Consider the following 24,913-nt stretch of genomic DNA (forward strand, 5'->3'; position numbering starts at 1 on the left):
GGACGCATCGACCCAAACCGATGTGCGCGGATCACACTCCGTTCACACGAAACATGTTTGTTTCATCAAGCACATCTGCCGTTTACGGTACGTGATGCGCTGGTGACACGGCTGTCGGACCATGAGCCGATGAACGCTCGAGTCGCCACCCGATCCGCGCCCGGACAGTCCGAGGGTGCGGTTTTCGACGGATACGCCGACATAGGCCGCTACGCACTCGCCTACGACGAGATGTTCACCGCCGACGGGAACGTCCGGGAACCGTACGAGGGGATCTTCGCGGCGCTGCAGCCGTCCAGCGCCGCCTCGCTCGCCGCCCGCGCCGACGCGCTGGCCCGTGCATTCGTCGATCAGGGTGTGACGTTCTCCCTCTCGGGACAGGAGCGCCCCTTCCCCCTCGACCTCGTGCCGCGGGTGATCGCCGAACGCGAGTGGGCCGGCCTCGAACTCGGCATCGCGCAGCGCGTCCGGGCTCTCGAGATGTTCCTCGCGGACGTGTACGGCGACCAGGAGATCCTCCGTGACCGGGTGGTCCCGAAGCGTCTGGTCACCTCCTGTGACCACTTCCATCGCCAGGCGATGGGTATCGTCCCGCCGAACGGGGTCCGGATCCACGTGGCCGGCATCGACATCGTCCGCGACGCCAACGGCACCTTCCGGGTGCTCGAGGACAACCTCCGCTCGCCGTCGGGCGTCTCCTACGTGATGGAGAACCGGCGCACGATGGCGCGGGTGTTCCCCGACCTCTTCTCGTCCCATCGGGTGCGGGCGGTCGGCGACTACTCCACGCACCTGTTGCGAGCGTTGCGGGCGTCCGCGGCGGTGAACACCGCGGACCCGACTGTCGTCGTCCTCACCCCCGGTATCGCGAACTCCGCCTACTTCGAGCACTCGCTGCTGGCCCGGCAGATGGGCGTCGAGCTCGTCGAGGGACGGGACCTGTTCTGTCGCGACAACGTCGTCTACATGCGTACGACGGAGGGGGAGCGGCAGGTCGACGTCATCTACCGGCGTATCGACGACGACTTCCTGGACCCGCTGCACTTCCGGCCGGACTCGGTGCTCGGGGTCGCCGGGCTTCTCAACGCGGCCCGCGCGGGCAACGTCGTCATCTCCAGTGCCGTGGGGAACGGGGTGGGCGACGACAAGCTCGTCTACACCTACGTTCCCGAGATCATCGAGTACTACCTGGGCGAGAAACCGCTGCTGGAGAACGTCGACACGTTCCGGTGCTGGTTGCCGAACGAATGTGAGGAGGTCCTCGACCGGCTCGACGAACTCGTGATCAAGCCGGTGGAGGGCTCGGGCGGCTACGGCATCGTCTTCGGGCCGGACGCGTCGACCGAGGAACTGGCCGAGATCCGGGAGAAGGTCCTCGTCGATCCCCGCGGCTGGATCGCGCAGCCCGTGGTGCAGCTGTCCACGGTCCCCACCAAGGTCGGTGACGTGCTGTCCCCGCGGCACGTCGACCTGCGGCCCTTCGCGGTCAACGACGGCGAGAGCGTCTGGGTGCTGCCCGGCGGGCTGAGCCGTGTCGCGCTCCCCGAGGGCTCGCTCGTCGTCAACTCCAGTCAGGGCGGCGGCAGCAAGGACACGTGGGTTCTGGCCAGCCGTGTCCCCGACGCCGAACGCGAGCTGGGTGGCCGGGAACTCGTGGGCGAGCCGGTTCGGCCGGGGCACAGCGAACTCGGTCCGGAACTGTCCGCCGGACAGCAGCAGCAACAGCAGCAGCAGAACGGGCGGTGGGACGACGCCGCCGCCGACGCGACGGAGGGGGACGAGGATGCTCGCACGTAACGCCGAGTCGCTGTACTGGATCGGCCGCTATGTCGAGCGGGCCGACGACACCGCCCGCATCCTCGACGTGGCGGTGCACCAGCTGTTCGAGGACTCGACGGTGGACCCGGACCGGTCGTCCCGGCTCCTGCTGCGGGTGCTCGGCATCGACCCGCCGGAGGGTCCGATGGACGTGTGGTCGCTGACCGACGCGGTGGCGTTCAGCCGGAACCGTGGCGGCTCGATCGTCGACTCCCTGTCGCGGGCTCGCGAAAATGCCAGGGGTGCAAGGGAAGTCACGTCCACGGAGATGTGGGAGTGCCTCAACACCATGTACAACGGGCTCGCCGAACGGGAACGGGCCGCGCGCCGCCTCGGGCCCCACGAGTTCTTCAGCTACGTCGAGTCCCGGGCCGCGATGTTCGCCGGGCTCGCAGACTCCACCCTCAGCCGCGACGACGGCTATCGGTTCCTGCTGCTGGGCCGGTCGGTGGAGCGGGTCGACATGATCGTCCGACTGCTGCTCTCGCGTGCGGGCGACCGCAACAGCTCGCCCGCATGGGTCACCGTGCTGCGTTCCGCCGGCGCCCAGGACACCTACCTGCGCACCTACCGCGGCGCTCTCGACGCGCACCGGGTCGTCGAGTTCATCCTTCTCGACCGGCTCTTCCCTCGGTCGGTGTTCCACGCGATCACGGAGGCCGAACGCTGCCTCGCCCAGCTCGACGCCAACCCGAACAGCCGCCTCGGCACCCGCGACGAGGCGCAGCGCATCGTCGGTCGGGCACGTAGCGAACTCGAGTTCCTGCCGCCGGTGGTGGTGATGGAGGACCTGCAGGAGCGCCTGCTCGCGCTCCAGAAGACGTGCCGCGAACTCCAGGAGGCGATCGCGCAGCAGTACTTCCACTCCGCCCCCTGGGTGGCGTGGACCGATGCGGGAACGGCGAGCGTCGGCGTGACCGCGGGAATGGAGGGGGAGGCGTGACCTGGCGACTGCGGGTGGTGCACACGACCGGGTTCGCGTACGACGCTCCGGTGACGTCGTCGTTCAACGAGGCGAGGCTGACGCCGCGCAGCGACGGGCGGCAGAACGTGATCCACAACCGTGTCGAGACCACGCCCGCGACCCGTTCCTTTCGGTACACCGACTATTGGGGCACGGCCGTGACCTCGTTCGACCTGCACGCGCCGCACACCGCGCTGTCGGTCACGGGAACGTCCGTCGTCGAGACCGATGCGGTCACCGTGCCGACCGACGGCGTGGACTGGGACAGGCTCGCCGAGGAGACCGTCCGCGACCAGTACGGCGAGTACCTGACCGCCACCGACTACGTTCCGCTCAGCGACCGGTTCGACGACATCGCGGAGCAGTTGCGTCGCGAGTGCGACCCGACCGAGGCCGTCGTCGCGGCAGCGAACTGGGTGCACGAGAACATGTCGTACGTTCCGGGCGTCACCGGCGTCCACACGTCGGCGCTCGAGGCGTGGGAGGAACGTCGGGGGGTGTGTCAGGACTATGCACACTTGACACGAATGGTGTTGCGGGCGATGGGAATTCCGAGTCGGTACGTCTCGGGGTACCTGCATCCGCATCGCGAGGCGGCGCTCGGCGAGTCGGTCAGCGGCGAGTCGCACGCGTGGGTACAGGCGTGGACGGGGTCCTGGTGGGGTTACGACCCGACCAACGCGGTTCCGGTCGGCGAGCAGCACATCTCGGTGGCGGTGGGCCGAGACTACGCCGACGTGCCGCCGCTGATGGGGATCATTTCCGGCGGCGGCGCCACGGACTTCGATGTCGTTGTGGAGGTCATTCGCCTCGCGTAGCGTGCTGACCGCAGTGTTTCCCCCAATCACGTCGGGTTTCGACGCCGAAAGGTGGCACATGTCTCTCACAGCACAGGAAATCTCCGAGAAGCAGTCCGTGTCGGACGCCAGGAAGTACCTCGCCGAGGGAATCGGCACCTTCGTCCTCGTCTTCGTCGCCGTCGGAACCGCAGTCGTGGCCGGCGGCAAGGTCGGGAACCTGGGCGTGGCCCTGGCCTTCGGCCTCACCCTGTTGTTCCTCGTCTACGCCATCGGGCCGATCTCCGGATGTCACGTCAATCCGGCGGTCACGCTCGGACAGTTGGTGCTCGGCCGGATCGCCCCCACCAAGGCGGCGCTCTACATGGCCGCGCAGGTGGTCGGCGGCCTCGTGGCCGGTCTCGCGGTGTATGCCGTCGCGACCAGCCTGCCGTCCTACGACCGGGCGACGTCCGGCCTCGCCGCCAACGGCTGGGGCGACCACAGTCCGTCCGCGATCGCGGGTCCGCTCGGCGGGGTGTTGCAGCCCGGCTACGCGTTCGGCGCGATGATCGTCATCGAGGTCGTGCTCACCGCGCTGCTCGTGTTCGTGGTGCTCGCATCGACCGACAAGCTGGGGCACGGCGCGCTCGCGGGCGTCGCGATCGGTTTCACCCTCGCCGCGATCCACATCATGTCGATCCCGGTGGACAACACGTCCGTCAACCCGGCCCGCAGCTTCGCCGTCGCCTGGTACCAGAACGGGGCGCCCGCACAGTTGTGGGCGTTCATCGTGTTCCCGCTCGTCGGCGGCGCGCTCGGCGCGTTCGTCTATCGCGCCCTCTTCGGGCGCACCACCGCCTGACCGCAGGCGCGGGGAACGCGCACCCGGTGCCGTTCCCCGCGCCGCAGCAGAATCCTGCGTTCGGTCAGCTCCAGCTGTAGTCGCTGCGCAGCCGTGCCGCCACCTGGTCGAACCGGCCGCGGTCGAGGATCGCGCCCTCCCGGCGAATGCCGGCCTCCGGCACGTCGAGCACGCGGTCCAGTCGCACCCAGCTCGGCCTGTTTCCGGCGTCCCACGACCCCGTTCCGATGCCCATCCAGTTCCGGCTGCCATCACGGTCGGAGTTCGACGAGAGCATCAGGCCGAGCAGCGTCCCGCCGTCCCGCCCGACCACCAGCACCGGGCGGTCCTTGCCCTGCCCGGCGTCCTCCTCGTAGGTCACCCACGTCCAGACGATCTCGCCCGGGTCGGCGCGGCCGTCGAGGTCGGGTGCGTACTCGATCGTGCGGGCACGGTGCGCGGTCGGGACCGCGACCCCGGACACCGGACGGCCGCGATCACGCGGCTTCGGTGCAGCCACCTCGGGTGTCTTGCGGGACAGCAGTCCCGACTGCTGCAAACTCTTGAGAAGTCTCGGGCCCTCCCGCAGTGCGACGTCGCCGAGTTGCCTGCCGATGCGTGTCCACCTCGAAGCCATGCGTACAACCTAGTCAGCCGGCAGCGCCGGATCGTTCCGTGGGCGACGGCGACGCATTCGCGGCACGGCCGGTGGCCCCGAATGCGGCGTGCGCGCGATTCAACCGATGCGTGACCCCGAGGCCGTGGCCGTTCGGCGGCGACTTCGGCGCGAATCCCGTGTTGCCGGCTGTTCGTTGGGGGTTAGCTACGAATCGTACGTGCGTTCGAGTCCGCGGGCCGCGCTCGGCTGTGCGTCTGGGCGGAAGCGGCGTAGCGCAGCAGTATCCGCAGCTCCTAGGGCATGTAGATCGACTGAATGACATCGGTGAATGCGACCGAAAGGTCTGGTTGAATGTCCAGACTGTGTCCATTTCGTTAACTGGAAGGAAGCTCTACATGAAGCGGATCAGCACCCTCCTTGCCGCAGGCGCGGTCGTCTCCGCCGGCCTCCTGGTCCCCGCCACCGCGTCCGCTCAGGGGTCGATGGACAGTGCGTACTGGTGCGACGACACCGAGTTCTCCCTCGGCTGCTACACCGACGGCACCCCGAAGGTGCCCGGCCTGAACTTCTGGGAGGCCAGGGATCGCGCAGAAGCGATCGCGGCCGCTGAGGCAGCGGCCGAGGAAGCAGAGAACCCGACGCCGTCGTTCTTCGACAACATCGCGACCATCTTCGGTTGGTTCTCCACCGGCTCCGCGGGCAGCTCGGCGGACGACGAGGAGACCCAGGCTCCCGACGAGGAAGCGCCGGCTCTCGAGGTGGCGGACCCGGCAGCCGAGTAGTCGCACTCGGCGGGTGTGCAACGGCCCCGGTCTCGCTGTGAGATCGGGGCCGTTGCGTGTCCGCTCGGCCTGCTCTCCCGGGCAGGCGCCGCAGCCGGTCCGCGAACTCCACGCCCGCAATGCCGGTGTGGGATGCCGAGGAGGTCGAGAGGTGCGAGTACCGGGTTTCGACGCCGATTGTCGTGGGCGCATCGGTGCCGACGGCGGCGCAGGACCTGGGACACACGTCACCCGCTGTGACCCTCGATGTGTACGCACATCTGTGGCCAGGGGATGATGAGAGGGCACGCGCCGCGGTGGACTCAGTTCTGGTGCGGGACCAGTGCGGGCCGGGCTGCCGGACCGCGACGACGCCGATGACAGAGTGAGACGAGGGAACACAGCTTGACCAGCAACTTCGCCGAGAAGACGTTCACGGATCCCGCACAGATCCGGAACTTCTGCATCATCGCCCACATCGACCACGGCAAGTCGACGCTGGCGGACCGGATGTTGCAGTTGACGGGTGTCGTCGAAGAGCGGGCGATGCGCGCGCAGTACCTCGACCGGATGGACATCGAGCGCGAGCGCGGCATCACGATCAAGGCGCAGAACGTGCGGCTGCCGTGGACCGTCGAGCACGAGGACGGCACGACCGAGGAGATCGTGCTGCACCTGATCGACACCCCCGGTCACGTCGACTTCACCTACGAGGTCTCCCGTGCGCTGGAGGCGTGTGAGGGCGCGGTGCTGCTCGTCGACGCCGCCCAGGGCATCGAGGCGCAGACCCTCGCGAACCTGTACCTGGCGATGGAGAAGGACCTCACCATCATCCCGGTGCTCAACAAGATCGACCTGCCCGCCGCCGACCCCGACCGGTACGCCGCGGAGATCGCGCACATCGTCGGCTGCGAGCCCGAGGACGTGCTGCGGGTGTCCGGCAAGACCGGTGTCGGCGTCAAGGAACTGCTCGACGAGGTCGTCAAGCAGGTGCCCGCCCCTGTCGGCGAGGCGGACGGTCCGGCTCGCGCGATGATCTTCGACTCGGTGTACGACGCCTACCGCGGTGTCGTCACCTACGTGCGCGTCGTGGACGGCAAGATCCGTCCCCGCGAGAAGATCACCATGATGTCGACCGGAACGACCCACGAACTGCTCGAGGTGGGCATCATCTCGCCCGAACCCAAGGCCACCGTCGGCCTGGGTGTCGGTGAGGTCGGCTACCTCATCACCGGCGTGAAGGACGTCCGTCAGTCGCGCGTCGGTGACACGGTCACCACCTTCCGCAACGGTGCGGAAGAGCCGTTGACCGGATACCGCGACCCGAAGCCGATGGTCTACTCGGGCCTGTACCCGATGGACGGCTCCGACTACCCGGTGCTGCGCGACGCGCTGGACAAGCTGCGCCTCAACGACGCCGCACTGGCCTACGAGCCGGAAACCTCGGTGGCGCTGGGCTTCGGCTTCCGCTGCGGCTTCCTCGGCCTGCTGCACATGGAGATCACCCGGGACCGGCTCGAGCGAGAGTTCGGCCTCGACCTCATCTCCACCGCACCGAACGTCGTCTACCGCGTGATCATGGAGGACGGCTCCGAGCACGAGGTGACCAACCCGTCGTACTGGCCCGAGGGCAAGGTGCGCGAGGTGTACGAGCCGATGGCCAAGTGCACCGTCATCGCGCCCAGCGAGTACACCGGCGCGATCATGGAACTGTGTCAGTCGCGCCGCGGCGAACTCGGCGGCATGGACTACCTGTCGGAGACGCGCGTCGAGCTGCGGTACACGCTGCCGATGGGCGAGATCATGTTCGACTTCTTCGACGCGCTGAAGTCGCGAACCAAGGGTTACGCCAGCCTCGACTACGAGGAGGCCGGCGAGCAGAACGCGGCGCTCGTGAAGGTGGACATCCTGCTGCAGGGCGAGGCCGTCGACGCCTTCAGCGCCATCGTGCACAAGGATGCGGCGTTCGCCTACGGCAACAAGATGACCACCAAGCTGCGCGAGCTGATCCCGCGCCAGCAGTTCGAGGTGCCGATCCAGGCGGCGATCGGCTCGAAGATCATTGCCCGCGAGAACATCCGCGCCATCCGCAAGGACGTCCTCGCCAAGTGCTACGGCGGCGACATCAGCCGTAAGCGCAAGCTGCTCGAGAAGCAGAAGGAAGGCAAGAAGCGGATGAAGACCATCGGCCGGGTCGAGGTCCCGCAGGAGGCCTTCGTCGCGGCGCTGTCGAACGAGTCGGTGGCGGACAAGCCCAAGAAGTAGTGCGCTCCGCGCCTGTGCGCGTTTCTGGTAGTTCCGACTACCAGAAACGCGCACAGGGGCGAAGGCCGTAGAGAGGATGCGGGATGCTCGAGACCTGGTTGACGACATTGGGTCTCGAGGTGCCCGTCCTCGGTGCCCCGATGGGCGGGCGCGCGGGCGGGGACCTCGCCGGGGAGGTGTCCAGGGCCGGTGGCCTGGGGATGCTCGGTGCCGCCCGGTACACCACTCCGGACTGGATCGCGGCCGAAGCCGCGATCGCTCGTGAGCGTGGTGGTCGCGTCGGCATCGGGCTGATGACGTGGTCGCTCGACACCGACGACTCACTCCTCGACGCGGCCATCGCCGAGAAGCCGACGCTGCTGTCGCTCTCGTTCGGCGATCCGGCGCCCTATGTTCCGCGCGCTCACGCCGCCGGGATTCCCGTTGCGTCGCAAGTGAACACCCTCGACGACATGCGCGTCGCGGAAGCGGCCGGCGTCGACGTGATCATCGCGCAGGGCGGTGAGGCGGGCGGCCACACCGGCCGGATCGGAACGTTGCCGCTGCTGCAGGAACTGCTGGAGGCGACCGACCTGCCCGTCCTCGCGGCAGGCGGTATCGGGACCGGCCGTGGACTGGCGGCCGTGCTCGCGGCAGGCGCGCAGGGCGCGGTGATCGGTACCGCGCTCCTCGCGAGCCCCGAGACCGTCGGCCCCGACTACGCGCGCACCGCGATCGTCGAGGCAAGCAGCGCGGACACCGTGTACACCTCGGTGTTCGACAGGGCCCGTCACCAGCCGTGGCCGGAGCGGTGGGGTGGGCGCGCGATCGCGAACGACTTCACCCGCGACTTCCACGGCGTCGACGCGCCCGATTCGCAGCTCGAGTCGACCTACGACCCCGCCGACCCTCGCCGTGGGGTCGTGTACGCGGGGGAGGCGGTCGGGTTGGTACACGGCGAGCGGCCGGCCGGGGCGGTCGTGCGGCAGATCGCGGCCGATGCGGAGCGGTTGTTGTCGCGCTGGGCGTGACCGAAGGTCTCGCGAATACCCGACGACTGTGCAAAGGTTAGCCTTCACTTACTGTGGAGGTGGTTGTGCGCGTACTCAGGTCCGTCGCGGTGGCGACGCTCGGAGCGGTGGCGGTGCTCGTCGCGGGCTGCGGCGAGAACGATGCGTCCGAGTCGGCCGGTGAGCCGGTCACCGTCGAGCACACGTACGGCACCACCACGGTCGACGGCACACCGACGCGGATCGTCGCCGGAACCAGTCAGTGGGTTGACGCTCTGCTCGAGTTCGGGATCCAGCCTGTCGCGTACCACTCGGCCGCCGAGCGCGGTGACGAACGTGGCCTGTTCCCGTGGCAGTCCGACGTGGCCACGGACGCCGTCGAACTGGAGGCATCGGCCACGGCCATGAGCCTGCCGGTCGAGCAGATCGCCGCGCAGAATCCCGACCTCATCCTCGGCTCCTACACCGTCACATCCCAGTCGGACTTCGACAAGCTGAGTCAGATCGCGCCCACACTTCCGGCTCTCGGCGACGCGCAGGTCGACCAGTGGGAGGAACAGGTCGCCGTCCTCGGTGACATCCTCGGTCAGCCCGAGCGCGCCGACCAGATCATCGCCGACGCCAACGCCGAGATCGACGCCCTCGCCGATCGCCTGCCCGGACTCCAGGGCAAGACGGCCGCGCTCGCGCAGTACATGTTCTCCACCAACCAGATCATCGTCGTCGCCGATCCCGACGACGGCGCGAGCAGCGTGTTCGAGCGGCTGGGCATGTCTGTACCGCAGGCGCTCGTCGACGAGGCAGGCGCGACCGGAGGCCGGCTCACCCTGAGCCCCGAGCGGGTGGACGCACTGACCGCCGACCTCGTCGTGATGCTGCCGAACGGCGGCACCGCCGAGCAGCTGAACGCGCTGCCCGGTTTCGCGGACCTCCCCGCGGTGAGGGAGGGCGGACTCGCCGTCGTCGACTACCCGACGGTCGTCGGATTCAACACCCCGTCGGCGACCTCGGTGCTGTACTCCCTCGACCGGATCACCCCGCAACTGGAAGCCGTCGCGGGCTGACCCCGTCGACCGGGACAGTGCCGCTCAGCCGGGGGCGTGTGCCGGCTGGAACGCACCCGTGGCGGCGGCCTCCTCGGCCCGGATGACGTGCACGACCGCGTTGATCAGTGCCAGGTGGGTGAACGCCTGGGGGAAGTTCCCCAGGTGCCTGCCCGACCGGGTGTCGATCTCCTCCGCGTACAGCTTCAGCGGGCTCGCGTAGCCGAGCAGTCGCGAGCACAGGTGCTTCGCCCGGGACAGCTCGCCGATCTCGACGAGTGCCGACACCAGCCAGAACGAACAGATCGTGAAGGTGCCCTCCTCCCCGGACAGTCCGTCGTCGGTGGTGTCCACTCGGTACCGCAGGACCAGTCCGTCCTCGGTCAGCTCGTCGGCGATGGTGAGGACGGTCGCGCGGACGCGGTGGTCGTGCGCGGGCAGGAACCGCAACAGTGGAACGAGGAGCAGCGACGCGTCCAGGGACGGGTGACCGTAGCGCTGCGTGAACACACCTCGTTCGTCCACGCCGTGTTCGAGGATGTCGGCCTTGATCTCGTCGGCGATCGCCGCCCACCGCTCGGCGTATCCCTCCTCGCCGTGGAGCAGTGCGAGCTTGACCCCGCGGTCGAGGGCGACCCAGCACATCACCTTCGACGACGTGAAGTGCTGCGGCTCGCCTCGCACCTCCCAGATTCCGCGGTCCGGCTGACGCCAGTGCTCGATGGCCTCCTCCACCTGCCGCTTCAGCAGCGGCCACAACGCGTCCGGAACCTGGTCCCGGGACCGGACGTGCAGGTAGACGGAATCGAGCATGGTGCCCCAGATGTCGTGCTGCTTCTGGTTGTACGCGCCGTTGCCGATCCGGACGGGCCGGGCGCCGTCGTACCCGGACAGGTGGTCGAGCTCGGATTCCTCGAGGGTCTTCTCGCCGCCGATGCCGTACATGACCTGCAGCGGGTGGGGTTTGCCGTTCTCGGAGCGCGACACGTCCGAGATGAAAGAGAAGAAGTCGTTGGCCTCACGGTCGAGGCCGAGGGTGTACAGGCCCCACAGCGCGAACGTGGAGTCACGCACCCAGGCGTATCGGTAGTCCCAGTTCCGTTCGCCGCCGGGCGTCTCGGGTAGCGACGTCGTGGACGCGGCCAGCAGCGCGCCGGTCGGCGAGTATGTCAGTCCCTTCAGCGCCAGCGCGCTGCGCTGCAGGTAGCCGCGCCACGGGTGGTCGGGGAACCGGCCGATGGTGATCCACTGACGCCAGCACTCCGCAGTGGTCCACATCTTGTCCGCGGCCTCCTCGAACGTCTGCGGGGCAGGCAGGTCCGACCAGGACAGGGCGACGAACACGTTGTCGCCCTCCTTCATCCGGGTCCGGGCTCGCGCCTCGCGGCCTTCGAGGCCGAGCTTGAGGTTGGTGGTCAGGCGCAGCGACGGATGCTCACCGAGGGCGCTGTCGTGACACGTCGCGGTCGCCTCCTCGTACACCTTGCCGGTGTACTCCCACCTGGCGGGCGCCCGGTGGTAGTCGAAGGACGGCTCACAACTCATCTCCAGTTCGACGACGCCGCTGACGCATTTCACCGTGCGGAGCAGGATGTGCTCGGCATCCCAGTCGGTCGGGGTCCGCCGATGCGTGCGGGACCGCTCGACGTTGTTGTGCCAGGGACCCATCACCAGGGCGTCGCGGACGACCAGCCAGCCGGTCTCGGTCTGCCAGGTCGTCTCGACGATCAATCCGCCCGGGAGGTACCGGCGGGCGGCCGGAACGTTCTGCCCGTACGGGCCCAGGCGGAAGTGGCCGGCGCTGCGGTCGAGGATTGCGCCGAAGACGCTGGGCGAGTCGGGGCGCGGCACGCACATCCATTCGACGGAACCGTTACGGGCGATCAGGCAGGTCGTCTCGCAGTCCGAGAGGAAGGCGTAGTCGTCGATGGGAGGGAACGGACTGCGGCGCGCATGGCGCTCCGCCAGCACGGGCAGGTTGGCTGTCAGGTCGTCGTCCGCGACCGGATCGAATCCGGTCGCCTCGTGCTCGGTGGCCGTCATCAGCACATTCTGTGCCCGCCGGGCGTCGTCGTCCAACGGTGGAGACGCCGCGTAGGGTTGTGGACGTGAATGCGATCGCCGACTGGTGGGACGGACTCGAACTGTGGCTCAGCGGACTACCCTATGTTCCGCAGTTGGTGCTGGTCATGGTCGTGGCGCTGCCCCTCGCCTACGGGTGCGCGACGGTGTTCGACATCGCACTCGCCCGTGCTCTCGCCCTCCTCGGACGGGACCGCGTTCCGGTACCCATCGACGTGGCGTCCGCTGACCGGGCGGGCGGTGACCGCTGATGCCTCGGTCCCGCGTCACCCTCGTTCTCATCGCCCTCCTCGTCCTCGTCCTCGTCGGGTGGCTCTTCACCCGGTGAATCGGCAGGTTTTGCCGCCGGTTGGATTCGGGCCGGGTTGCTCTGCTAGATTCGCCCGCGTGTCTGCCACCGCCGTACACCAGGTCCGCCATGAACTGGCGTTGATCGCTGTCGGCATGCTCGCAGTCGCCGACATCGACTGTCGTTGATCGACTGAGCCGGCGCCACGCGCACGGACGGTCTGCCCCACGTAGAGGGCACCCTCCCATTTCTGTGACCGTGATCCGCAGCTTTCGGCTGCGGATCACGGACCCATTCTTCGCCGCAGTCCGGCGATCCGTGAAAGGCATATCTCGATGAGTGTTCGTGCCCGTATCTCCCGTTCCGGCCTCCTGCTGGCCGCCGTCGTCACCGCCGGATCTCTCGCGTTGACCGCATGCAGCGGCGGGTCGAGCGACGTCGCGGGCGAAGGCGCGACCGGCGCAGCGGACGGCAGCGGCGGCACCGTCAGCCTGTTCGCCTACGCGGTGCCGAAGCCGGGTTTCGACAAGGTGATCCCCGCGTTCCAGGCCACCGACGAGGGCGCGAACGTGCAGTTCCAGCAGTCCTACGGAGCCTCGGGCGATCAGTCGCGCAAGGTCAAGGACGGCGCGCAGGCCGATGTCGTGAACTTCTCCGTCGAGCCGGACATCACCCGCCTGGTCGATGCGGGGCTCGTGAGTGGGGACTGGAACAAGAACGCCTACAACGGAATTCCGTTCGGCTCCGTCGTGACCATCGTCGTCCGCGAGGGCAACCCGAAGAACATCCGGGACTGGGACGACCTCCTCCAGCCGGGAGTCGAGGTCGTCACCCCCAACCCGTTCAGCTCCGGCTCGGCGAAGTGGAACCTCCTCGCACCGTACGCAGCGAAGAGCGACGGCGGCGCGAACCCCCAGGCCGGACTCGACTACGTGAACGCTCTCGTCACCGATCATGTGAAGGTGCAGCCGAAGTCGGGTCGTGAGGCCACCGAAACCTTCCTCCAGGGCACCGGCGACGTGCTGCTCAGCTACGAGAACGAAGCCATCTTCGCGCAGCGCAACGGCGACCCCATCGAGTACGTCACCCCGCCGACCACCTTCAAGATCGAGAACCCGGTGGCGGTCGTCTCGAGCAGCAAGGTGCTCGAGCAGGCCACCGCGTTCAACGACTACCTCTACACCACCGAGGGGCAGACCCTGTGGGCCGAGGCGGGCTTCCGGCCGGTCGACCCGGCGGTCGCCGCCGAGTTCGCCGATGAGTTCCCGACGCCGGCGAAGCTGTGGACGATCGCCGACCTCGGCGGCTGGAAGACCGTCGACGCCGAGCTGTTCGCCAAGGACACCGGCTCGATCGCCGTGATCTACGACGCCGCGAGCTGAGTAGTCTCACGATGACCACTACCGCGACGACGGGGGGATCGGTGTCCGAGTTTCCGTCACCCCCGGATTCCCCCACGACCGGCGCCCAGGCCCCGGCGAAGAAGCCCGCTCCCCGTCGTCGTCGGTGGTTCGCCGTCAGCGGCACGGTCGGGCCCCTCGGTATCGGCATCACGATGCTGTGGCTCAGCATCATCGTGCTGCTTCCCCTCGCTGCGCTGACGGTCACCTCGTTCGAGGACGGCATCAGCGGATTCTGGGACGCAGTCACCAGCCCCACCGCCCTCGCGTCGTTGCGGGTGACGGTGACGGTTTCCGTCGTGGTCGCGCTGATCAACGTGGTGATGGGCACCCTCATTGCGTGGGTGCTCGTTCGGGACGAGTTTCCGGGCAAGCGCGTTGTCAACGCGCTGATCGACCTGCCGTTCGCGCTGCCGACCATCGTCGCCAGCATCGTGCTGCTCTCGCTGTACGGTCCGAACAGCCCGATCGACGTGCAGCTCAACGCGACTCAGCCCGGCCTGATCGTCGCGCTCGCCTTCGTCACGCTGCCGTTCGTGGTGCGCTCGGTGCAGCCGGTGCTGATCGAACTCGACCGTGACGTGGAGCAGGCGGCCGCATCTCTGGGTGCCGACAACTGGACGATCTTCCGCAAGGTCGTCCTGCCGACGCTGCTCCCGGCCATCATCGGAGGTGCGGGCCTGGCGTTCGCGCGGGCCATCGGCGAGTACGGCTCGGTCGTGCTCATCGGCGGCAACATTCCGCGTGAGACGCAGGTGACGTCGCAGTACATCCAGCAGCAGATCGAGATCGACCGGCCGGTCAACGCGGCCGCGGTGTCGGTCGCGTTGCTGGCGATCGCGTTCGTCACCCTGCTCGTGCTGCGCATCCTCGCGAGCCGCAGCCAGCGACGTGAGGAGCAGTCGGCATGAACGTCTCGACACCGGCCCGGCTCGGCATGAGGGTGGTCGCCCTCGGCTACCTGGTGCTCCTGCTTCTGGTGCCGATCGGCGTGATCCTCTGGCGCACGTTCGAGCGTGGATTCCTCAGTTTCGTCGAGGCGATCTCGACCCCCGCCGCGATCTCGGCGCTGAACCTGTCGCTGCTGATCGTCGCGATCGTCGTCCCGATCAACGTGATCTTCGGTGTCGTCACCGCACTGGCTCTGGTGCGCGGCCGGTTCCCCGGCCGCGGGTTCGTCCAGGCGGTGGTCGACCTGCCGTTCGCGGTCTCGCCCGTCGTCGTCGGCGTGTCGCTCATCCTGCTGTGGGGTGTCAACGGTTGGTTCGGCGGACTCGACAACGTGGGATTCAAGGTCATCTTCGGGCTGCCCGGCATGGTGCTCGCGACGATCTTCGTGACGCTGCCGTTCGTGGTCCGGGAGGTCGAGCCCGTCCTGCACGAGATCGGCGACGAGCAGGAACAGGCCGCCGCGACGCTCGGCGCCTCCAAGTGGCAGACGTTCTGGCGGATCACCCTGCCCGCGATCCGCTGGGGCCTGACGTACGGCATCGTGCTGACGGTGGCCCGCTCGCTCGGTGAGTTCGGGGCCGTGATCATGGTGTCCTCCGGATTCCCCGGCGTCTCCCAGACCCTGACCCTGCTGGTGCACTCGCGCTACATCGACGATCACAACACCTACGGCGCGTACTGCGCGGCCACGCTGCTGATGGGCATCGCCCTCGTGACGTTGCTGCTGATGACGCTGCTGGACCGCAAGAGGAGCAACGCATGATTTCGGTGATCGCTGCCCAGAAGAACTACGGCGACTTCGCCGCGCTCGACAATCTCTCCCTCGACATCCCGTCCGGGTCCCTGACTGCGTTGCTCGGGCCGTCGGGCTCGGGCAAGTCGACCCTGCTGCGGTCGATCGCCGGCCTCGAGCACCCCGACTCCGGCACCATCACGATCGCGGGCAAGGACGTCACCGACGTTCCGCCGCAGAAGCGCGACATCGGGTTCGTGTTCCAGCACTACGCGGCGTTCAAGCACATGACCGTGCGGGACAACGTCGCGTTCGGGCTCAAGATCCGCAAGCGGCCGAAGGCGGAGATCGAGAAGCGGGTCAACGAACTGCTCGGGATCGTCGGGCTCGACGGTTTCCAGCACCGCTACCCGGCGCAGCTGTCGGGCGGTCAGCGCCAGCGCATGGCGCTGGCCCGGGCACTCGCGGTGGACCCGCAGGTGCTGCTGCTCGACGAGCCGTTCGGTGCGCTCGACGCGAAGGTTCGTGAGGACCTGCGGACCTGGCTGCGTCGCCTCCACGACGAGGTGCACGTGACGACCGTGCTCGTCACCCACGACCAGGAGGAGGCGCTCGACGTCGCCGACCGGATCGCAGTGCTCAACAAGGGCCGGATCGAGCAGGTCGGCACGCCGCGCGAGCTGTACGACAGCCCCGCCAACGACTTCGTCATGTCGTTCCTCGGCCCGGTGGCGAAGCTGAACGGCCAGCTGGTGCGTCCGCACGACATCCGCGTCGGCCGCGACCCGAGCATGGCCGTGGCGCAGAAGGCCGGAACCGCGGAGTCGGCCGGAGTCACCCGCGCAACCGTCGAACGCGTCGTCCACCTCGGGTTCGAGGTGCGTGTCGAACTGCGCAACGCCGCCACCGGTGATCTGTTCGCCGCACAGGTGACCCGCGGCGACAGCGAGGCACTTCAGCTCGAGGAGGGCGAGACCGTCTACGCCCGGGCGACCCTCGTGCCGAACATCCCGGCCTAGCCCGACACCGTTCACGACGGCCCGGTGATCCCCGCAGTCGCAGGGGATCACCGGGCCGTCGTGTGTGCGGGTGACCTCAGGGCTTGAGCACGAACAGTTCACCGAGGAGGGTCTGCGTGAGGACCTCGCCCTCGGGGCCGACCGACGTACCGACGGTGAATCCCGCGGCGCCGGGCAGGGTGTCCGTGTCCGCGGTCTCGCCGGTCGCCGTGTCGAACGTGAGCACCGCCAGGCCGTCGGTGCCCTCGCGGACGACCGTGTAGCCGGTGCCGCCCGCGGTCTGCGCGGGCACCCCGAGCTGCAGGACGTCCGAACGCTCCCACACGACCTCGGCGCTGTCGCCGTTGTCGCGCAGCGCGAGCAGGCGGCCCTCGCTGCCACCGGCCGGGACGATCAGTCCGTCCGAGGAGACGGACGGGCCGGCCGCCGCGTCGTACCCGATGTCGTGGTGCCAGCGGGGTTCGCCGGTGCCCGCGTCGACGGCCCACAGCGCGCCGCGGCCGTCGTTCACGTACACGGTCGAGCCGTCGGCGGACAGAACCGGAGCCGACGTGCTCCCGCCCGGCAGGGTGGTGGTCGACCACTCCTCGGTCAGCTCACCGTCCGCGTAGCGCATCCCGACCAGTGCGGCGCTCGGCGCCCCGGGCCGCCACACCGTCAGATAGAAGCGTCCAGACGCCAGATCGATCGCCGGGGGCTGCGCCACTGCACATTCGGGGCCACCGAGGAAGCACCGGTCGAGCCCCTGCGCGGCGGGAATCAGCGGCACGTTCTGCGCCTGGTCGGCCGTCGGCGCCGGAATCAGCTGGTACGACGGGACGACTTCGCGGCCGTTCTGCGGGTTGAGCACCGACACGACCCCGAAGTGTGTGACGAACAACAGGTTTCCGTCACCGGTGAACTGTGCGGAGACCGGCGTTCCGCTCACGACGGTCCGCCAGCGGAGCTGACCGTGCTCGTTGAACGAGTTCATGGCGCCGTCCTCGCCGATGTACACGTTCGTCGCCTTGTCGACGAGCGGTGTCGACAGGGCGCCGCCTGGGCCGAGGCGGGTGCACCAGCGCTTGCGGCCGCTGTCCATCTCGAACGACCAGATCGTGCAACCGTTCTCGGCGCTCGTCGTGACGAAGATCTGTCCGGTTGCCGCGACCGACGCGTACGTGGACGTCGGCGCGCCGAGCGGCCGCGACCAGGCAGGTGAAATCGAGCGGGAACCGGTGACCGGGCTGGTGTCACTGTTCCGGGCGTCGGCGTGCATACCCGGCCAGCCGGAGGGGGAGTAGATGCCGGGGGTTTCCGGGTCGCTTCCGCAGCCGGCCGTCACCAGGGCCGATACCGTCGCAAGTGCCACCGCTGTCGACCGTACGACGCGCCGCATGCATCACTCCTCTGTGTTCTTCGCTCGGTGCACACTATCGGGCGGCGAGGGTGGCCCGCGCACGTGTCCTGGCGCCGCCCGATCGGTGGCCGTGGCGGTCGCGCGAAAAGCGCTCGATGTCATTCGGTTACACGACATGAATTGCGCGTTATTGTTTTGCGATATTTGCTTCGTTCAATTGTCACAATTTGTTAATCTTCTCAAGGGGTCAATTCTTCATCAATGGTGTGTTGAAATGTATTCATGGCAACGGCAGCGACGAACGCCACAATGGGAGGGACGTCCGCGAGCGATCGCGAGGTCGACCACCTCCTGGCCACCCCGCGCGCCGGGGTCGTCATCGTCGTCGCGCTGATCCTCGGCAGCACCGTCCTGATCGGCGTACTCACCTGGTCGGCGCTGGCCGTCCTCGTGGTCGTCGTCGGCGCGGTCGGAGTTGCGCTGATGCTCAGCGGACTCGACCACGTGGGACAGGGTGTGGGCCGTGACCGACCTCACCATGGGTGAACGTAGTCTGTTCCCCTATGACCAGCATGTGGGGCGCTCCGTTGCGCACGAGGTGGCGTGGATCCCGGCGAACCGACCCGGACCAGGCCAAGTTCCTGACCCGTGACTCGCTGCGGTGGGTGATCGCGAACAAGGCGTACACGCCGTGGTACCTGGTGCGGTACTACCGGCTCGCGAAGTTCAAGCTCGCCAACCCGCACGTGATACTGCGCGGCATGGTGTTCCTCGGCAAGCGCGTCGAGATCCACTCCACGCCCGGACTGTCGCGGCTCGAGATCGGCCGCTGGGTGCACATCGGCGACGGCAACGCCATCCGGTGCCACGAGGGCTCCCTGCGCATCGGTGACAAGGTGGTGTTCGGCAAGGACAACGTCGTCAACACCTACCTCGACATCGAGATCGGTGCATCCACGCTCGTTGCGGACTGGTGCTACATCTGCGACTTCGACCACCGCATGGACGACGTGAACACGCCGATCAAGGATCAGGGCATCGTGAAGGGCCCGGTCCGGATCGGTCCCGACACCTGGATCGCCGCCAAGGTGACGGTCCTGCGGAACACGATCACCGGCCGCGGCTGCGTGCTCGGCGCGCATGCCGTCGTCAAGGGCGTCGTGCCCGACTACAGCATCGCCGTCGGTGCGCCTGCGAAGGTGGTCAAGAACCGTAGGGAGTCGTGGGAGGCCGGCGCCGAGGATCGGGCCAAGTACATCGCGGCGCTCGAGGACATCGCGCGCAAGAAGGCCGCCGCGCAGTAGTGCGCCTGCGGCGCTCGTGCGCGGTTTGCGGGTGTCCGGACCCGCGCACCGCGCACGAGCGCGAAGCGCCTACCGGCCCGGGAGGGGCCGCTGCGGGATGTCGGGGCGGGCCAGCGGGTGCCGGACGCGGCGCTTCGCGCTCAGGTACACCTGCGCGGTGTCCAGCGCGACCTGATGCCAGTCGAAGTCCTCGGTGAGCCGCTCACGGGCCGCCAGGGCGCGCTGCTGTGTCGCCTGGGGATCATCGAGCGCCTCGCGCACAGCGGACGTGAGCCCGTCGACGTCGCCCGGCTGGAACGACAGACCCGTCACACCGTCGACGACCGCCTCGCCGAGTCCGCCCGCAGTGGACGCGACGAGCGGAGTCCCCGCCGCCGCCGCCTCGAGCGCGATGATGCCGAACGGTTCGTATCGACTCGGTAACACGATGGCGTCGGCGCCGTGCAGCCAGCCGAGCAGCTCCGCGTGGTCGAGGGAGCCGAGGAAGTTCACCGAACGCAGCACCCGGTGCGTGCGGGCCTGCTCGCGCAGCCATTCGTACTGGGTTCCCTCGCCCGCGACCGCGAGCGTCGTGCCGGGGTGGCTGCGCCGGATCCTGGGCAGGGCGGCGATCGCGTCCTGCACACCCTTCTCGTACTCGAGCCTGCCGACGAACAGCAGTCGCGGCGGTCCCGAGCGGGGTGCCCGCTCGCGGAAGCTCCACGTCGCGACGTCGATCCCGTTGCGGATCACGGTGACCGGCGACAGGTTCGGTCCGTACAGCGCGGTCACCTCCTCCTCCATGGAGGCCGAGCAGGTGATGATCGAGTCCGATTCGTTCGCGAGCCACCACTCGACGGAGTGCACCTGGCGGTTGATGACTCCGGAGAGCCAGCCGCTGTGCCTGCCTGCCTCGGTGGCGTGCAACGTGGACACCAGCGGGACGTCGTAGTACTCGGCGAGGGCGATCGCGGGATGGGCGACGAGCCAGTCGTGTGCGTGCACCACGTCGGGGCGCCAGCCCTCGCCGATGCCCGGACGGGCGAGTCCGACTCCGGCACGCACCATCGCGTGTCCCATGGCGAGGGTCCAGGCGAGCATGTCCTCGCCGAAGACGAAGTGGGCGGGGTCCTCGGCGACCGCGACGACGAGGACGCCATCGGAGATGTGCGTGATCGTCGGATGGGTGGACGCGTCCGTTCCGGTGGGCCTGCGCGACAGCACGACGACCTCGTGGCCCGCTTTGACCAGTTCCGTCGCCAGGTGGTGGACGTGCCTGCCGAGGCCGCCGACGACCACCGGCGGGTACTCCCACGACACGATCAGGACCTTCATCTCATCTCCCTGGGGTGACGTCGTCGGGCAGGCGTCGCGCGTCGAGGCCGGGGAACAGTCCGTCGGCGTGGTTCCAGCCGTCGGCGAGGCGGAGGGCGCGATCGGGGTGACCCGTCGCGACCGCGTCGGCGATCTCCCTGGTCGCGTGTGCGTGCTTGTGGGCGCGTTCGCGAGCGTATCCCGCAGCGGAGTCCTTGCTGACCATGAACGCCCAGTCGCTCTGCACCGTCATGATCGCCTCGCGCAGGATCTGGTCGTTGACCCGGTCCCGCAGCTCCGGACGACCCGGCGCGCGGGCGCTGCCCCGCGTCTTGTCCACGGTGTCGAGCGCGGTCTGGACCACTTCGGAGTTGAGCTGGACCAGGTCGGTGACCTGGTCTCCCGCCCACACCCGCCAGTCCTTGCCGCTGCCCCAGGACGAGTCCGTCAGCTGCACAGGTTCCCCGACGTAGCCCTGCTCCCGGGCCTGGGCGAGCGTTCCGACGCGCACGCCCGCCTCGGGCAGGGCGCGCAGCACCTTCTCCAGCCACTGCGGTCCCTCGAACCACCAGTGCCCGAACAGTTCGGTGTCGAAGGCGGCGACGACGAGGGCGTCGCGGCCGGTGCGTGCGCGTTCACTGCGGATCCGGTCGACGACGGTGCGGACGAAGTCCTCGACGTGACGGTCCACGGCCGCGGCCGCCAGGTTCGGGTCGTACGGTGCCTTGTCCTTGGAGTCGACGGTCTTGCCCGTGACCCGCGCGGGCTTCAGCCCGGTGTCGTGGTCGTAGGTGTGGAAGTCTCGGTAGGCGGCGTGTCCCGGGTAGCCCTGTTTCGGCGACCACACCCGGTACGAGACCTGGAGGTCGCGGCCGAACGCGACGACGTCGGAGTCGCGCACCGGACGGCCGACGGACGTGTCGCCGCGCAGCGACGGGCCGTCCACCATGAAGTGGGTGATCCCCGCTTCCGCGTACTCGACCTCCATCCCCGGGGTGTATCCGCACTCCGGCGCCCAGATGCCGGAAGGCTTGGTGCCCCAACGCATCCGGGCGTCCTCGAGGCCCTCCGCGAGCTCGAACCGGCGCAGGCGCGGGTGCAGCAACGGCTGGAACGGGTGGGCGAGCGGGCCGCCGAGGAGTTCGATCGTGCCGCCGTCGACGAGCGACCGCAGCACCGGCGACGCGCCGTGCGCCCAGGACTGCTCGAACTCGGCGAGGGACTGCGCGGCCAGCCGGTGTTCGCGGGCGCCCAGCTCGCGTCGCGCGCGGTCCGGCATCAGTGCGGCCTCGTGTGCGCGCAGCTGCCAGTTGCCGAGCCAGTGGTGCATTCCGGAGAGGCTGTGCGGATCGTCGAGCATCGCGGCCAGTACCGGGGTGATGCCGAGCGTCAGCAGGTTCTGCCTGCCCTCGGTCGCGAGGGTGCGCAGCACCCGGGTCAGCGGCAGATAGGACGCGGCCCACGACTGGTACAGCCACTCCTCGCCGACCGGCCACCGGCCGTGGTTGGCCAGCCAGGGCAGATGGGAGTGCAGCACCAGGGCGAACATGCCCGGCTGCTGCTCGGTGGTGCGGGGCGCGGTCATCCTTGGCCTTCCGGCTTGCGGGCGATCGCGACGAGGTCGAGGCTGGCGTCGATGTCCGCTTCGACGAGAGCGAAGTCGTCGACGGTGATCGACTCGACGTCGCGGACGAGGTCGGCGGGCCAGGGCTCGCCGGCGAGCGCCCGGTCGATCTGTGCGTCGATGAACGACCCGCCGTGCGACTCGTCGAGTTCACGCAGTCGCGGACCGTGGTGCACGCCGGTCATCGTGGTGACCTCGAATCCGGCCTCTTCCAGCAGCTCGGTGAGCTCTGCGGCGTTCAGTTCGCGGGTGTGGAACGGGTTGAGCGGGGTGTCACGGCCGGGGGAGAAGGTGATCCGGTTCGGAGTGCTGATCAGGAGCTCGCCCCCGGGCGTCAGGACGCGGAAGCACTCGGCGAGGAACTGCGCCTGGTCCCAGAGGTGCTCGATGACCTGGAAGTTGACGACGATGCCGACGCTCGCGTCGTCGAGGGGGAGCTCCGCGAGATTGCCCTGACGCATGTCGATCCGCGGGTAGCGTGCGCGCACGTGTTCGACGGCGGAGGTGTCGTAGTCGAGCCCGATGACGAGCTCGGCGACGTCGGCGATCATGTTGGCGCCGTAGCCTTCTCCCGAACCGGCCTCGAGAACGACGCGGCCGGCACAGCGGCCGAGCAGTCGCTGGTAGACCACCTCGTGGCGGCGAAACCAGTAGTTCTCCTCGGGTACGCCGGGGACGGTGCGCTCGCCGGTCAGCGGCAGGGGCGCGTGGTCGTCGGTCGCGGCGGCGGTCGGAACTGAAGTGTCACTCACCGCTGCGAGGTTACTGCCACGTGTTCCACCGCGTGTGAGGGTGGGCCAGATCACATCCACGGGACCCCGTTCGGGCCCTGTGAAGAGGCGAATTTCGCGCTAAGTTACTCACGAGTAGCTTTGCGTGTTGTAACGTGACGCACGGTCATCATGCGAAGTGGATGAACATACGAGAGCTCGGCCACCGACGAGCCGCTCACCGAGAACTGACACAGGAGGTCGACGAAGACCCATGACGAACATCGTCGTTTTGATCAAGCAGGTTCCGGACACCTGGTCGGAGCGCAAGCTCACCGACGGTGACTTCACGCTCGACCGTGAGGCCGCGGACGCCGTGCTCGACGAGATCAACGAGCGCGCCGTCGAGGAAGCCCTGCTCATCAAGGAGGCCCAGGGCGGTGAGGTGACGGTGCTGTCCGCAGGTCCCGACCGCGCCACCGACGCCATCCGCAAGGCGCTGTCCATGGGCGCCGACAAGGCCATCCACCTCAACGATCCCGCGCTGCACGGCTCCGACGCGATCCAGACCTCGTACGCGCTCGCCGCTGCGCTCGGTCAGATCGAGGGCGTCGAGCTGGTCATCGCAGGCAACGAGGCGACCGACGGTCGCGCCGGCGCCGTGCCCGCGATCATCGCCGAGTACCTCGGCCTGCCGCAGCTGACCCACTTGCGCAAGCTGACCGTCGCCGACGGCAAGGCCACCGGCGAGCGCGAGACCGACGAGGGCGTCTTCGAGCTCGAGGCCCCGCTGCCCGCGATCGTCTCGGTCACCGAGAAGATCAACGAGCCGCGCTTCCCGTCCTTCAAGGGCATCATGGCCGCGAAGAAGAAGGAAGTTCAGGTCCTGACCCTCGCCGAGATCGGTCTCGATCCGGCCATCTTCGGTGTCGAGAACGCCGCGACCACGGTCACCGCCTCCACCCCGAAGCCCCCGCGTACCGCTGGTGAGCGCGTCGCCGACGAGGGTGAGGGCGGCAAGCAGATCGCGTCCTACCTGGTCGGTCAGAAGATCATCTGATTCGCGCCCCCCATCAGCAGAAACACACGTAGGAGAGAGAAGCAATGGCTGAAGTACTCGTGCTCGTCGAGCACGCCGAGGGCGCGCTCAAGAAGGTCAGCACCGAGCTGATCACCGCCGCCCGTGTCCTGGGTGAGCCCGCCGCCGTCGTCGCCGGCCCCGCCGGCACCGCCGACAAGCTGCAGGAAGCCCTCGCCGCCGCCGGCGCCGCGAAGGTCTACGCCGCGGAGTCCGACGACATCGACGGCTACCTGGTCACCCCGAAGGTCGACGTTCTCGCCTCGCTGGTCGAGTCCGTCTCGCCCGCCGCGGTTCTGACCGCCGCCTCGACCGAGGGCAAGGAGGTGTCCGGTCGCCTGGCTGCACGCATCGGCTCCGGTCTGCTCGTCGACGTCATCGACGTCAAGGCCGACAGCGCCGTGCACTCCATCTTCGGTGGCGCGTTCACCGTCGAGGCCAAGGCCAACGGCGAGGTTCCGGTCATCTCGGTCCGCCCGGGTGCCGTCGAGGCGCAGCCGCAGGCCGGTGCCGCCGAGCGCGTGGCCGTCGAGGTCCCGGCTCAGGAGGAGAACGCGGTCAAGGTGACCTCGCGTCAGCCGATCGTCGGTGGAGACCGCCCCGAGCTCACCGAGGCCTCGGTCGTCGTCTCGGGTGGCCGCGGTGTCGGCTCCGCCGAGAAGTTCTCGGTCGTCGAGGAGCTCGCCGACGCGCTCGGTGCCGCCGTCGGTGCCTCGCGTGCCGCGGTCGACTCCGGCTACTACCCGGGTCAGTTCCAGGTCGGTCAGACCGGTAAGACGGTCTCCCCGCAGCTGTACATCGCGCTCGGCATCTCCGGTGCCATCCAGCACCGCGCCGGCATGCAGACCTCGAAGACCATCGTCGCCGTCAACAAGGACGAAGAGGCGCCGATCTTCGAGATCGCCGACTACGGTGTCGTGGGCGACCTGTTCAACGTCGCACCGCAGCTCACCGAGGCGGTCAAGGCTCACAAGGGCTGATCTCCCGGCAACTGCCGACGCTCCGTGACGGG

Annotated in this window: 24 protein-coding genes; 18 read left to right on the plus strand and 6 right to left on the minus strand. The window is 68.6% G+C overall.

What is annotated here, in order from left to right; genetic code table 11:
- The first annotated feature begins 129 nt into the window (after positions 1–129).
- From ACFSJG_RS03245 to ACFSJG_RS03260, 4 genes are read left to right on the plus strand one after another with little or no spacing between them, the layout of a single operon-like run.
- Positions 130–1,797: a circularly permuted type 2 ATP-grasp protein gene (locus ACFSJG_RS03245; protein ID WP_378483774.1), complete on the plus strand. Its 1,668-nt coding sequence runs from the start codon at positions 130–132 to the stop codon at positions 1,795–1,797.
- A complete protein-coding gene (locus tag ACFSJG_RS03250) occupies positions 1,784–2,761 on the plus strand; it encodes an alpha-E domain-containing protein (protein ID WP_378483775.1) in 978 nt (325 codons plus the stop codon). The genes ACFSJG_RS03245 and ACFSJG_RS03250 overlap by 14 nt, the downstream gene beginning before the upstream one ends.
- Positions 2,758–3,600, plus strand: coding sequence for a transglutaminase family protein (locus ACFSJG_RS03255; RefSeq protein WP_378483776.1), 843 nt, complete (start codon positions 2,758–2,760; stop codon positions 3,598–3,600). The genes ACFSJG_RS03250 and ACFSJG_RS03255 overlap by 4 nt, the downstream gene beginning before the upstream one ends.
- Before the next feature lie 58 nt (positions 3,601–3,658).
- The gene (locus tag ACFSJG_RS03260; protein WP_378483777.1) at positions 3,659–4,423 is read left to right on the plus strand and encodes an aquaporin; all 765 of its coding nucleotides are present in this window, start codon (positions 3,659–3,661) and stop codon (positions 4,421–4,423) included.
- Positions 4,424–4,487: 64 nt separating this feature from the next.
- Here the strand turns inward: ACFSJG_RS03260 and ACFSJG_RS03265 are convergent, their stop codons facing one another.
- Positions 4,488–5,039 (minus strand): type II toxin-antitoxin system PemK/MazF family toxin, encoded by a 552-nt coding sequence (locus ACFSJG_RS03265; RefSeq protein ID WP_378483778.1) that lies wholly within the window; start codon positions 5,037–5,039, stop codon positions 4,488–4,490.
- 377 nt (positions 5,040–5,416) lie between these two features.
- On the opposite strand from ACFSJG_RS03265, the gene ACFSJG_RS03270 reads away from it, so the two are divergent.
- The 4 genes from ACFSJG_RS03270 to ACFSJG_RS03285 all read left to right on the plus strand — a co-directional run bounded on the left by ACFSJG_RS03270 (position 5,417) and on the right by ACFSJG_RS03285 (position 10,100).
- Complete coding sequence (locus ACFSJG_RS03270; RefSeq protein ID WP_378483779.1) at positions 5,417–5,803, plus strand: hypothetical protein; 387 nt, start codon at positions 5,417–5,419, stop codon at positions 5,801–5,803.
- A 384-nt stretch (positions 5,804–6,187) separates the two neighbouring features.
- The gene (gene lepA, locus ACFSJG_RS03275) at positions 6,188–8,047 is read left to right on the plus strand and encodes a translation elongation factor 4 (RefSeq protein WP_378483780.1); all 1,860 of its coding nucleotides are present in this window, start codon (positions 6,188–6,190) and stop codon (positions 8,045–8,047) included.
- Positions 8,048–8,130: 83 nt separating this feature from the next.
- Positions 8,131–9,057 (plus strand): NAD(P)H-dependent flavin oxidoreductase, encoded by a 927-nt coding sequence (locus tag ACFSJG_RS03280; protein WP_378483781.1) that lies wholly within the window; start codon positions 8,131–8,133, stop codon positions 9,055–9,057.
- Between the two features lie 65 nt (positions 9,058–9,122).
- On the plus strand, positions 9,123–10,100 hold the full coding sequence (locus ACFSJG_RS03285) for an ABC transporter substrate-binding protein (protein WP_378483782.1): 978 nt from the start codon (positions 9,123–9,125) through the stop codon (positions 10,098–10,100).
- 24 nt (positions 10,101–10,124) lie between these two features.
- Here ACFSJG_RS03285 and ACFSJG_RS03290 read toward each other — a convergent pair whose 3' ends face one another.
- A complete protein-coding gene (locus ACFSJG_RS03290; protein ID WP_378483783.1) occupies positions 10,125–12,122 on the minus strand; it encodes a glycoside hydrolase family 15 protein in 1,998 nt (665 codons plus the stop codon).
- A 65-nt stretch (positions 12,123–12,187) separates the two neighbouring features.
- Between ACFSJG_RS03290 and ACFSJG_RS03295 the strand changes: the two genes are divergently transcribed.
- The 6 genes from ACFSJG_RS03295 (at position 12,188) to ACFSJG_RS03320 (ending at position 16,553) form a co-directional block, all read left to right on the plus strand.
- Positions 12,188–12,412, plus strand: coding sequence for a hypothetical protein (locus tag ACFSJG_RS03295; protein WP_378483784.1), 225 nt, complete (start codon positions 12,188–12,190; stop codon positions 12,410–12,412).
- A gap of 136 nt (positions 12,413–12,548) precedes the next feature.
- Positions 12,549–12,638: an Ms4533A family Cys-rich leader peptide gene (locus tag ACFSJG_RS03300; protein ID WP_378483785.1), complete on the plus strand. Its 90-nt coding sequence runs from the start codon at positions 12,549–12,551 to the stop codon at positions 12,636–12,638.
- Positions 12,639–12,785: 147 nt separating this feature from the next.
- On the plus strand, positions 12,786–13,832 hold the full coding sequence (locus ACFSJG_RS03305; RefSeq protein WP_378483786.1) for a sulfate ABC transporter substrate-binding protein: 1,047 nt from the start codon (positions 12,786–12,788) through the stop codon (positions 13,830–13,832).
- A gap of 11 nt (positions 13,833–13,843) precedes the next feature.
- A complete protein-coding gene (gene cysT, locus ACFSJG_RS03310) occupies positions 13,844–14,761 on the plus strand; it encodes a sulfate ABC transporter permease subunit CysT (RefSeq protein WP_378483787.1) in 918 nt (305 codons plus the stop codon).
- Positions 14,758–15,564: a sulfate ABC transporter permease subunit CysW gene (gene cysW, locus ACFSJG_RS03315; protein WP_378483788.1), complete on the plus strand. Its 807-nt coding sequence runs from the start codon at positions 14,758–14,760 to the stop codon at positions 15,562–15,564. The genes cysT and cysW overlap by 4 nt, the downstream gene beginning before the upstream one ends.
- Entirely contained in the window at positions 15,561–16,553 is a 993-nt protein-coding gene (locus ACFSJG_RS03320; RefSeq protein ID WP_378483789.1) for a sulfate/molybdate ABC transporter ATP-binding protein, read from the plus strand. Before cysW ends, ACFSJG_RS03320 begins: the two co-directional genes overlap by 4 nt.
- A 76-nt stretch (positions 16,554–16,629) precedes the next feature.
- On the opposite strand, the gene ACFSJG_RS03325 is transcribed toward ACFSJG_RS03320, so the two are convergent.
- Positions 16,630–17,931 carry an outer membrane protein assembly factor BamB family protein gene (locus ACFSJG_RS03325; RefSeq protein ID WP_378483790.1) on the minus strand — a complete coding sequence of 434 codons (1,302 nt, stop codon included), beginning with the start codon at positions 17,929–17,931 and terminating at the stop codon, positions 16,630–16,632.
- Between the two features lie 243 nt (positions 17,932–18,174).
- On the opposite strand from ACFSJG_RS03325, the gene ACFSJG_RS03330 reads away from it, so the two are divergent.
- Both ACFSJG_RS03330 and ACFSJG_RS03335 read left to right on the plus strand, forming a co-directional pair.
- The gene (locus ACFSJG_RS03330; protein ID WP_378483791.1) at positions 18,175–18,438 is read left to right on the plus strand and encodes a hypothetical protein; all 264 of its coding nucleotides are present in this window, start codon (positions 18,175–18,177) and stop codon (positions 18,436–18,438) included.
- Between the two features lie 17 nt (positions 18,439–18,455).
- On the plus strand, positions 18,456–19,196 hold the full coding sequence (locus tag ACFSJG_RS03335; protein ID WP_378483792.1) for an acyltransferase: 741 nt from the start codon (positions 18,456–18,458) through the stop codon (positions 19,194–19,196).
- Positions 19,197–19,265: 69 nt separating this feature from the next.
- Here the strand turns inward: ACFSJG_RS03335 and ACFSJG_RS03340 are convergent, their stop codons facing one another.
- From ACFSJG_RS03340 to ACFSJG_RS03350, 3 genes are read right to left on the minus strand one after another with little or no spacing between them, the layout of a single operon-like run.
- Complete coding sequence (locus ACFSJG_RS03340; RefSeq protein ID WP_378483793.1) at positions 19,266–20,510, minus strand: glycosyltransferase family 4 protein; 1,245 nt, start codon at positions 20,508–20,510, stop codon at positions 19,266–19,268.
- Position 20,511: 1 nt separating this feature from the next.
- Positions 20,512–22,074 (minus strand): 1,4-alpha-glucan branching protein domain-containing protein, encoded by a 1,563-nt coding sequence (locus ACFSJG_RS03345; RefSeq protein ID WP_378483794.1) that lies wholly within the window; start codon positions 22,072–22,074, stop codon positions 20,512–20,514.
- The gene (locus ACFSJG_RS03350; RefSeq protein ID WP_378483795.1) at positions 22,071–22,865 is read right to left on the minus strand and encodes a class I SAM-dependent methyltransferase; all 795 of its coding nucleotides are present in this window, start codon (positions 22,863–22,865) and stop codon (positions 22,071–22,073) included. The genes ACFSJG_RS03345 and ACFSJG_RS03350 overlap by 4 nt, the downstream gene beginning before the upstream one ends.
- 232 nt (positions 22,866–23,097) lie before the next feature.
- Here ACFSJG_RS03350 and ACFSJG_RS03355 point away from each other — a divergent pair, with 232 nt between their 5' ends.
- Complete coding sequence (locus ACFSJG_RS03355) at positions 23,098–23,883, plus strand: electron transfer flavoprotein subunit beta/FixA family protein (protein ID WP_378483796.1); 786 nt, start codon at positions 23,098–23,100, stop codon at positions 23,881–23,883.
- Positions 23,884–23,927: 44 nt separating this feature from the next.
- Entirely contained in the window at positions 23,928–24,881 is a 954-nt protein-coding gene (locus ACFSJG_RS03360; RefSeq protein ID WP_378483797.1) for an electron transfer flavoprotein subunit alpha/FixB family protein, read from the plus strand.
- Positions 24,882–24,913: the final 32 nt, after the last annotated feature.

Origin of the sequence: Rhodococcus gannanensis (genome assembly GCF_042681175.1) — a bacterium.
Classification (GTDB): domain Bacteria; phylum Actinomycetota; class Actinomycetes; order Mycobacteriales; family Mycobacteriaceae; genus Rhodococcus_G; species Rhodococcus_G gannanensis.

Bases quoted from the DNA above. Each gene is read 5' to 3' on its own strand.
- ACFSJG_RS03335 (WP_378483792.1), top strand. From the start codon at position 18,456: ATGACCAGCATGTGGGGCGCTCCGTTGCGCACGAGGTGGCGTGGATCC.
- ACFSJG_RS03305 (WP_378483786.1), top strand. From the start codon at position 12,786: ATGAGTGTTCGTGCCCGTATCTCCCGTTCCGGCCTCCTGCTGGCCGCC.
- ACFSJG_RS03260 (WP_378483777.1), top strand. From the start codon at position 3,659: ATGTCTCTCACAGCACAGGAAATCTCCGAGAAGCAGTCCGTGTCGGAC.
- ACFSJG_RS03355 (WP_378483796.1), top strand. From the start codon at position 23,098: ATGACGAACATCGTCGTTTTGATCAAGCAGGTTCCGGACACCTGGTCG.
- ACFSJG_RS03270 (WP_378483779.1), top strand. From the start codon at position 5,417: ATGAAGCGGATCAGCACCCTCCTTGCCGCAGGCGCGGTCGTCTCCGCC.
- ACFSJG_RS03330 (WP_378483791.1), top strand. From the start codon at position 18,175: ATGGCAACGGCAGCGACGAACGCCACAATGGGAGGGACGTCCGCGAGC.
- ACFSJG_RS03290 (WP_378483783.1), bottom strand. From the start codon at position 12,122: ATGACGGCCACCGAGCACGAGGCGACCGGATTCGATCCGGTCGCGGAC.
- ACFSJG_RS03280 (WP_378483781.1), top strand. From the start codon at position 8,131: ATGCTCGAGACCTGGTTGACGACATTGGGTCTCGAGGTGCCCGTCCTC.
- ACFSJG_RS03245 (WP_378483774.1), top strand. From the start codon at position 130: ATGAACGCTCGAGTCGCCACCCGATCCGCGCCCGGACAGTCCGAGGGT.
- ACFSJG_RS03320 (WP_378483789.1), top strand. From the start codon at position 15,561: ATGATTTCGGTGATCGCTGCCCAGAAGAACTACGGCGACTTCGCCGCG.
- ACFSJG_RS03250 (WP_378483775.1), top strand. From the start codon at position 1,784: ATGCTCGCACGTAACGCCGAGTCGCTGTACTGGATCGGCCGCTATGTC.
- cysW (WP_378483788.1), top strand. From the start codon at position 14,758: ATGAACGTCTCGACACCGGCCCGGCTCGGCATGAGGGTGGTCGCCCTC.
- ACFSJG_RS03325 (WP_378483790.1), bottom strand. From the start codon at position 17,931: ATGCGGCGCGTCGTACGGTCGACAGCGGTGGCACTTGCGACGGTATCG.
- ACFSJG_RS03360 (WP_378483797.1), top strand. From the start codon at position 23,928: ATGGCTGAAGTACTCGTGCTCGTCGAGCACGCCGAGGGCGCGCTCAAG.
- ACFSJG_RS03345 (WP_378483794.1), bottom strand. From the start codon at position 22,074: ATGACCGCGCCCCGCACCACCGAGCAGCAGCCGGGCATGTTCGCCCTG.
- cysT (WP_378483787.1), top strand. From the start codon at position 13,844: ATGACCACTACCGCGACGACGGGGGGATCGGTGTCCGAGTTTCCGTCA.
- ACFSJG_RS03265 (WP_378483778.1), bottom strand. From the start codon at position 5,039: ATGGCTTCGAGGTGGACACGCATCGGCAGGCAACTCGGCGACGTCGCA.
- ACFSJG_RS03340 (WP_378483793.1), bottom strand. From the start codon at position 20,510: ATGAAGGTCCTGATCGTGTCGTGGGAGTACCCGCCGGTGGTCGTCGGC.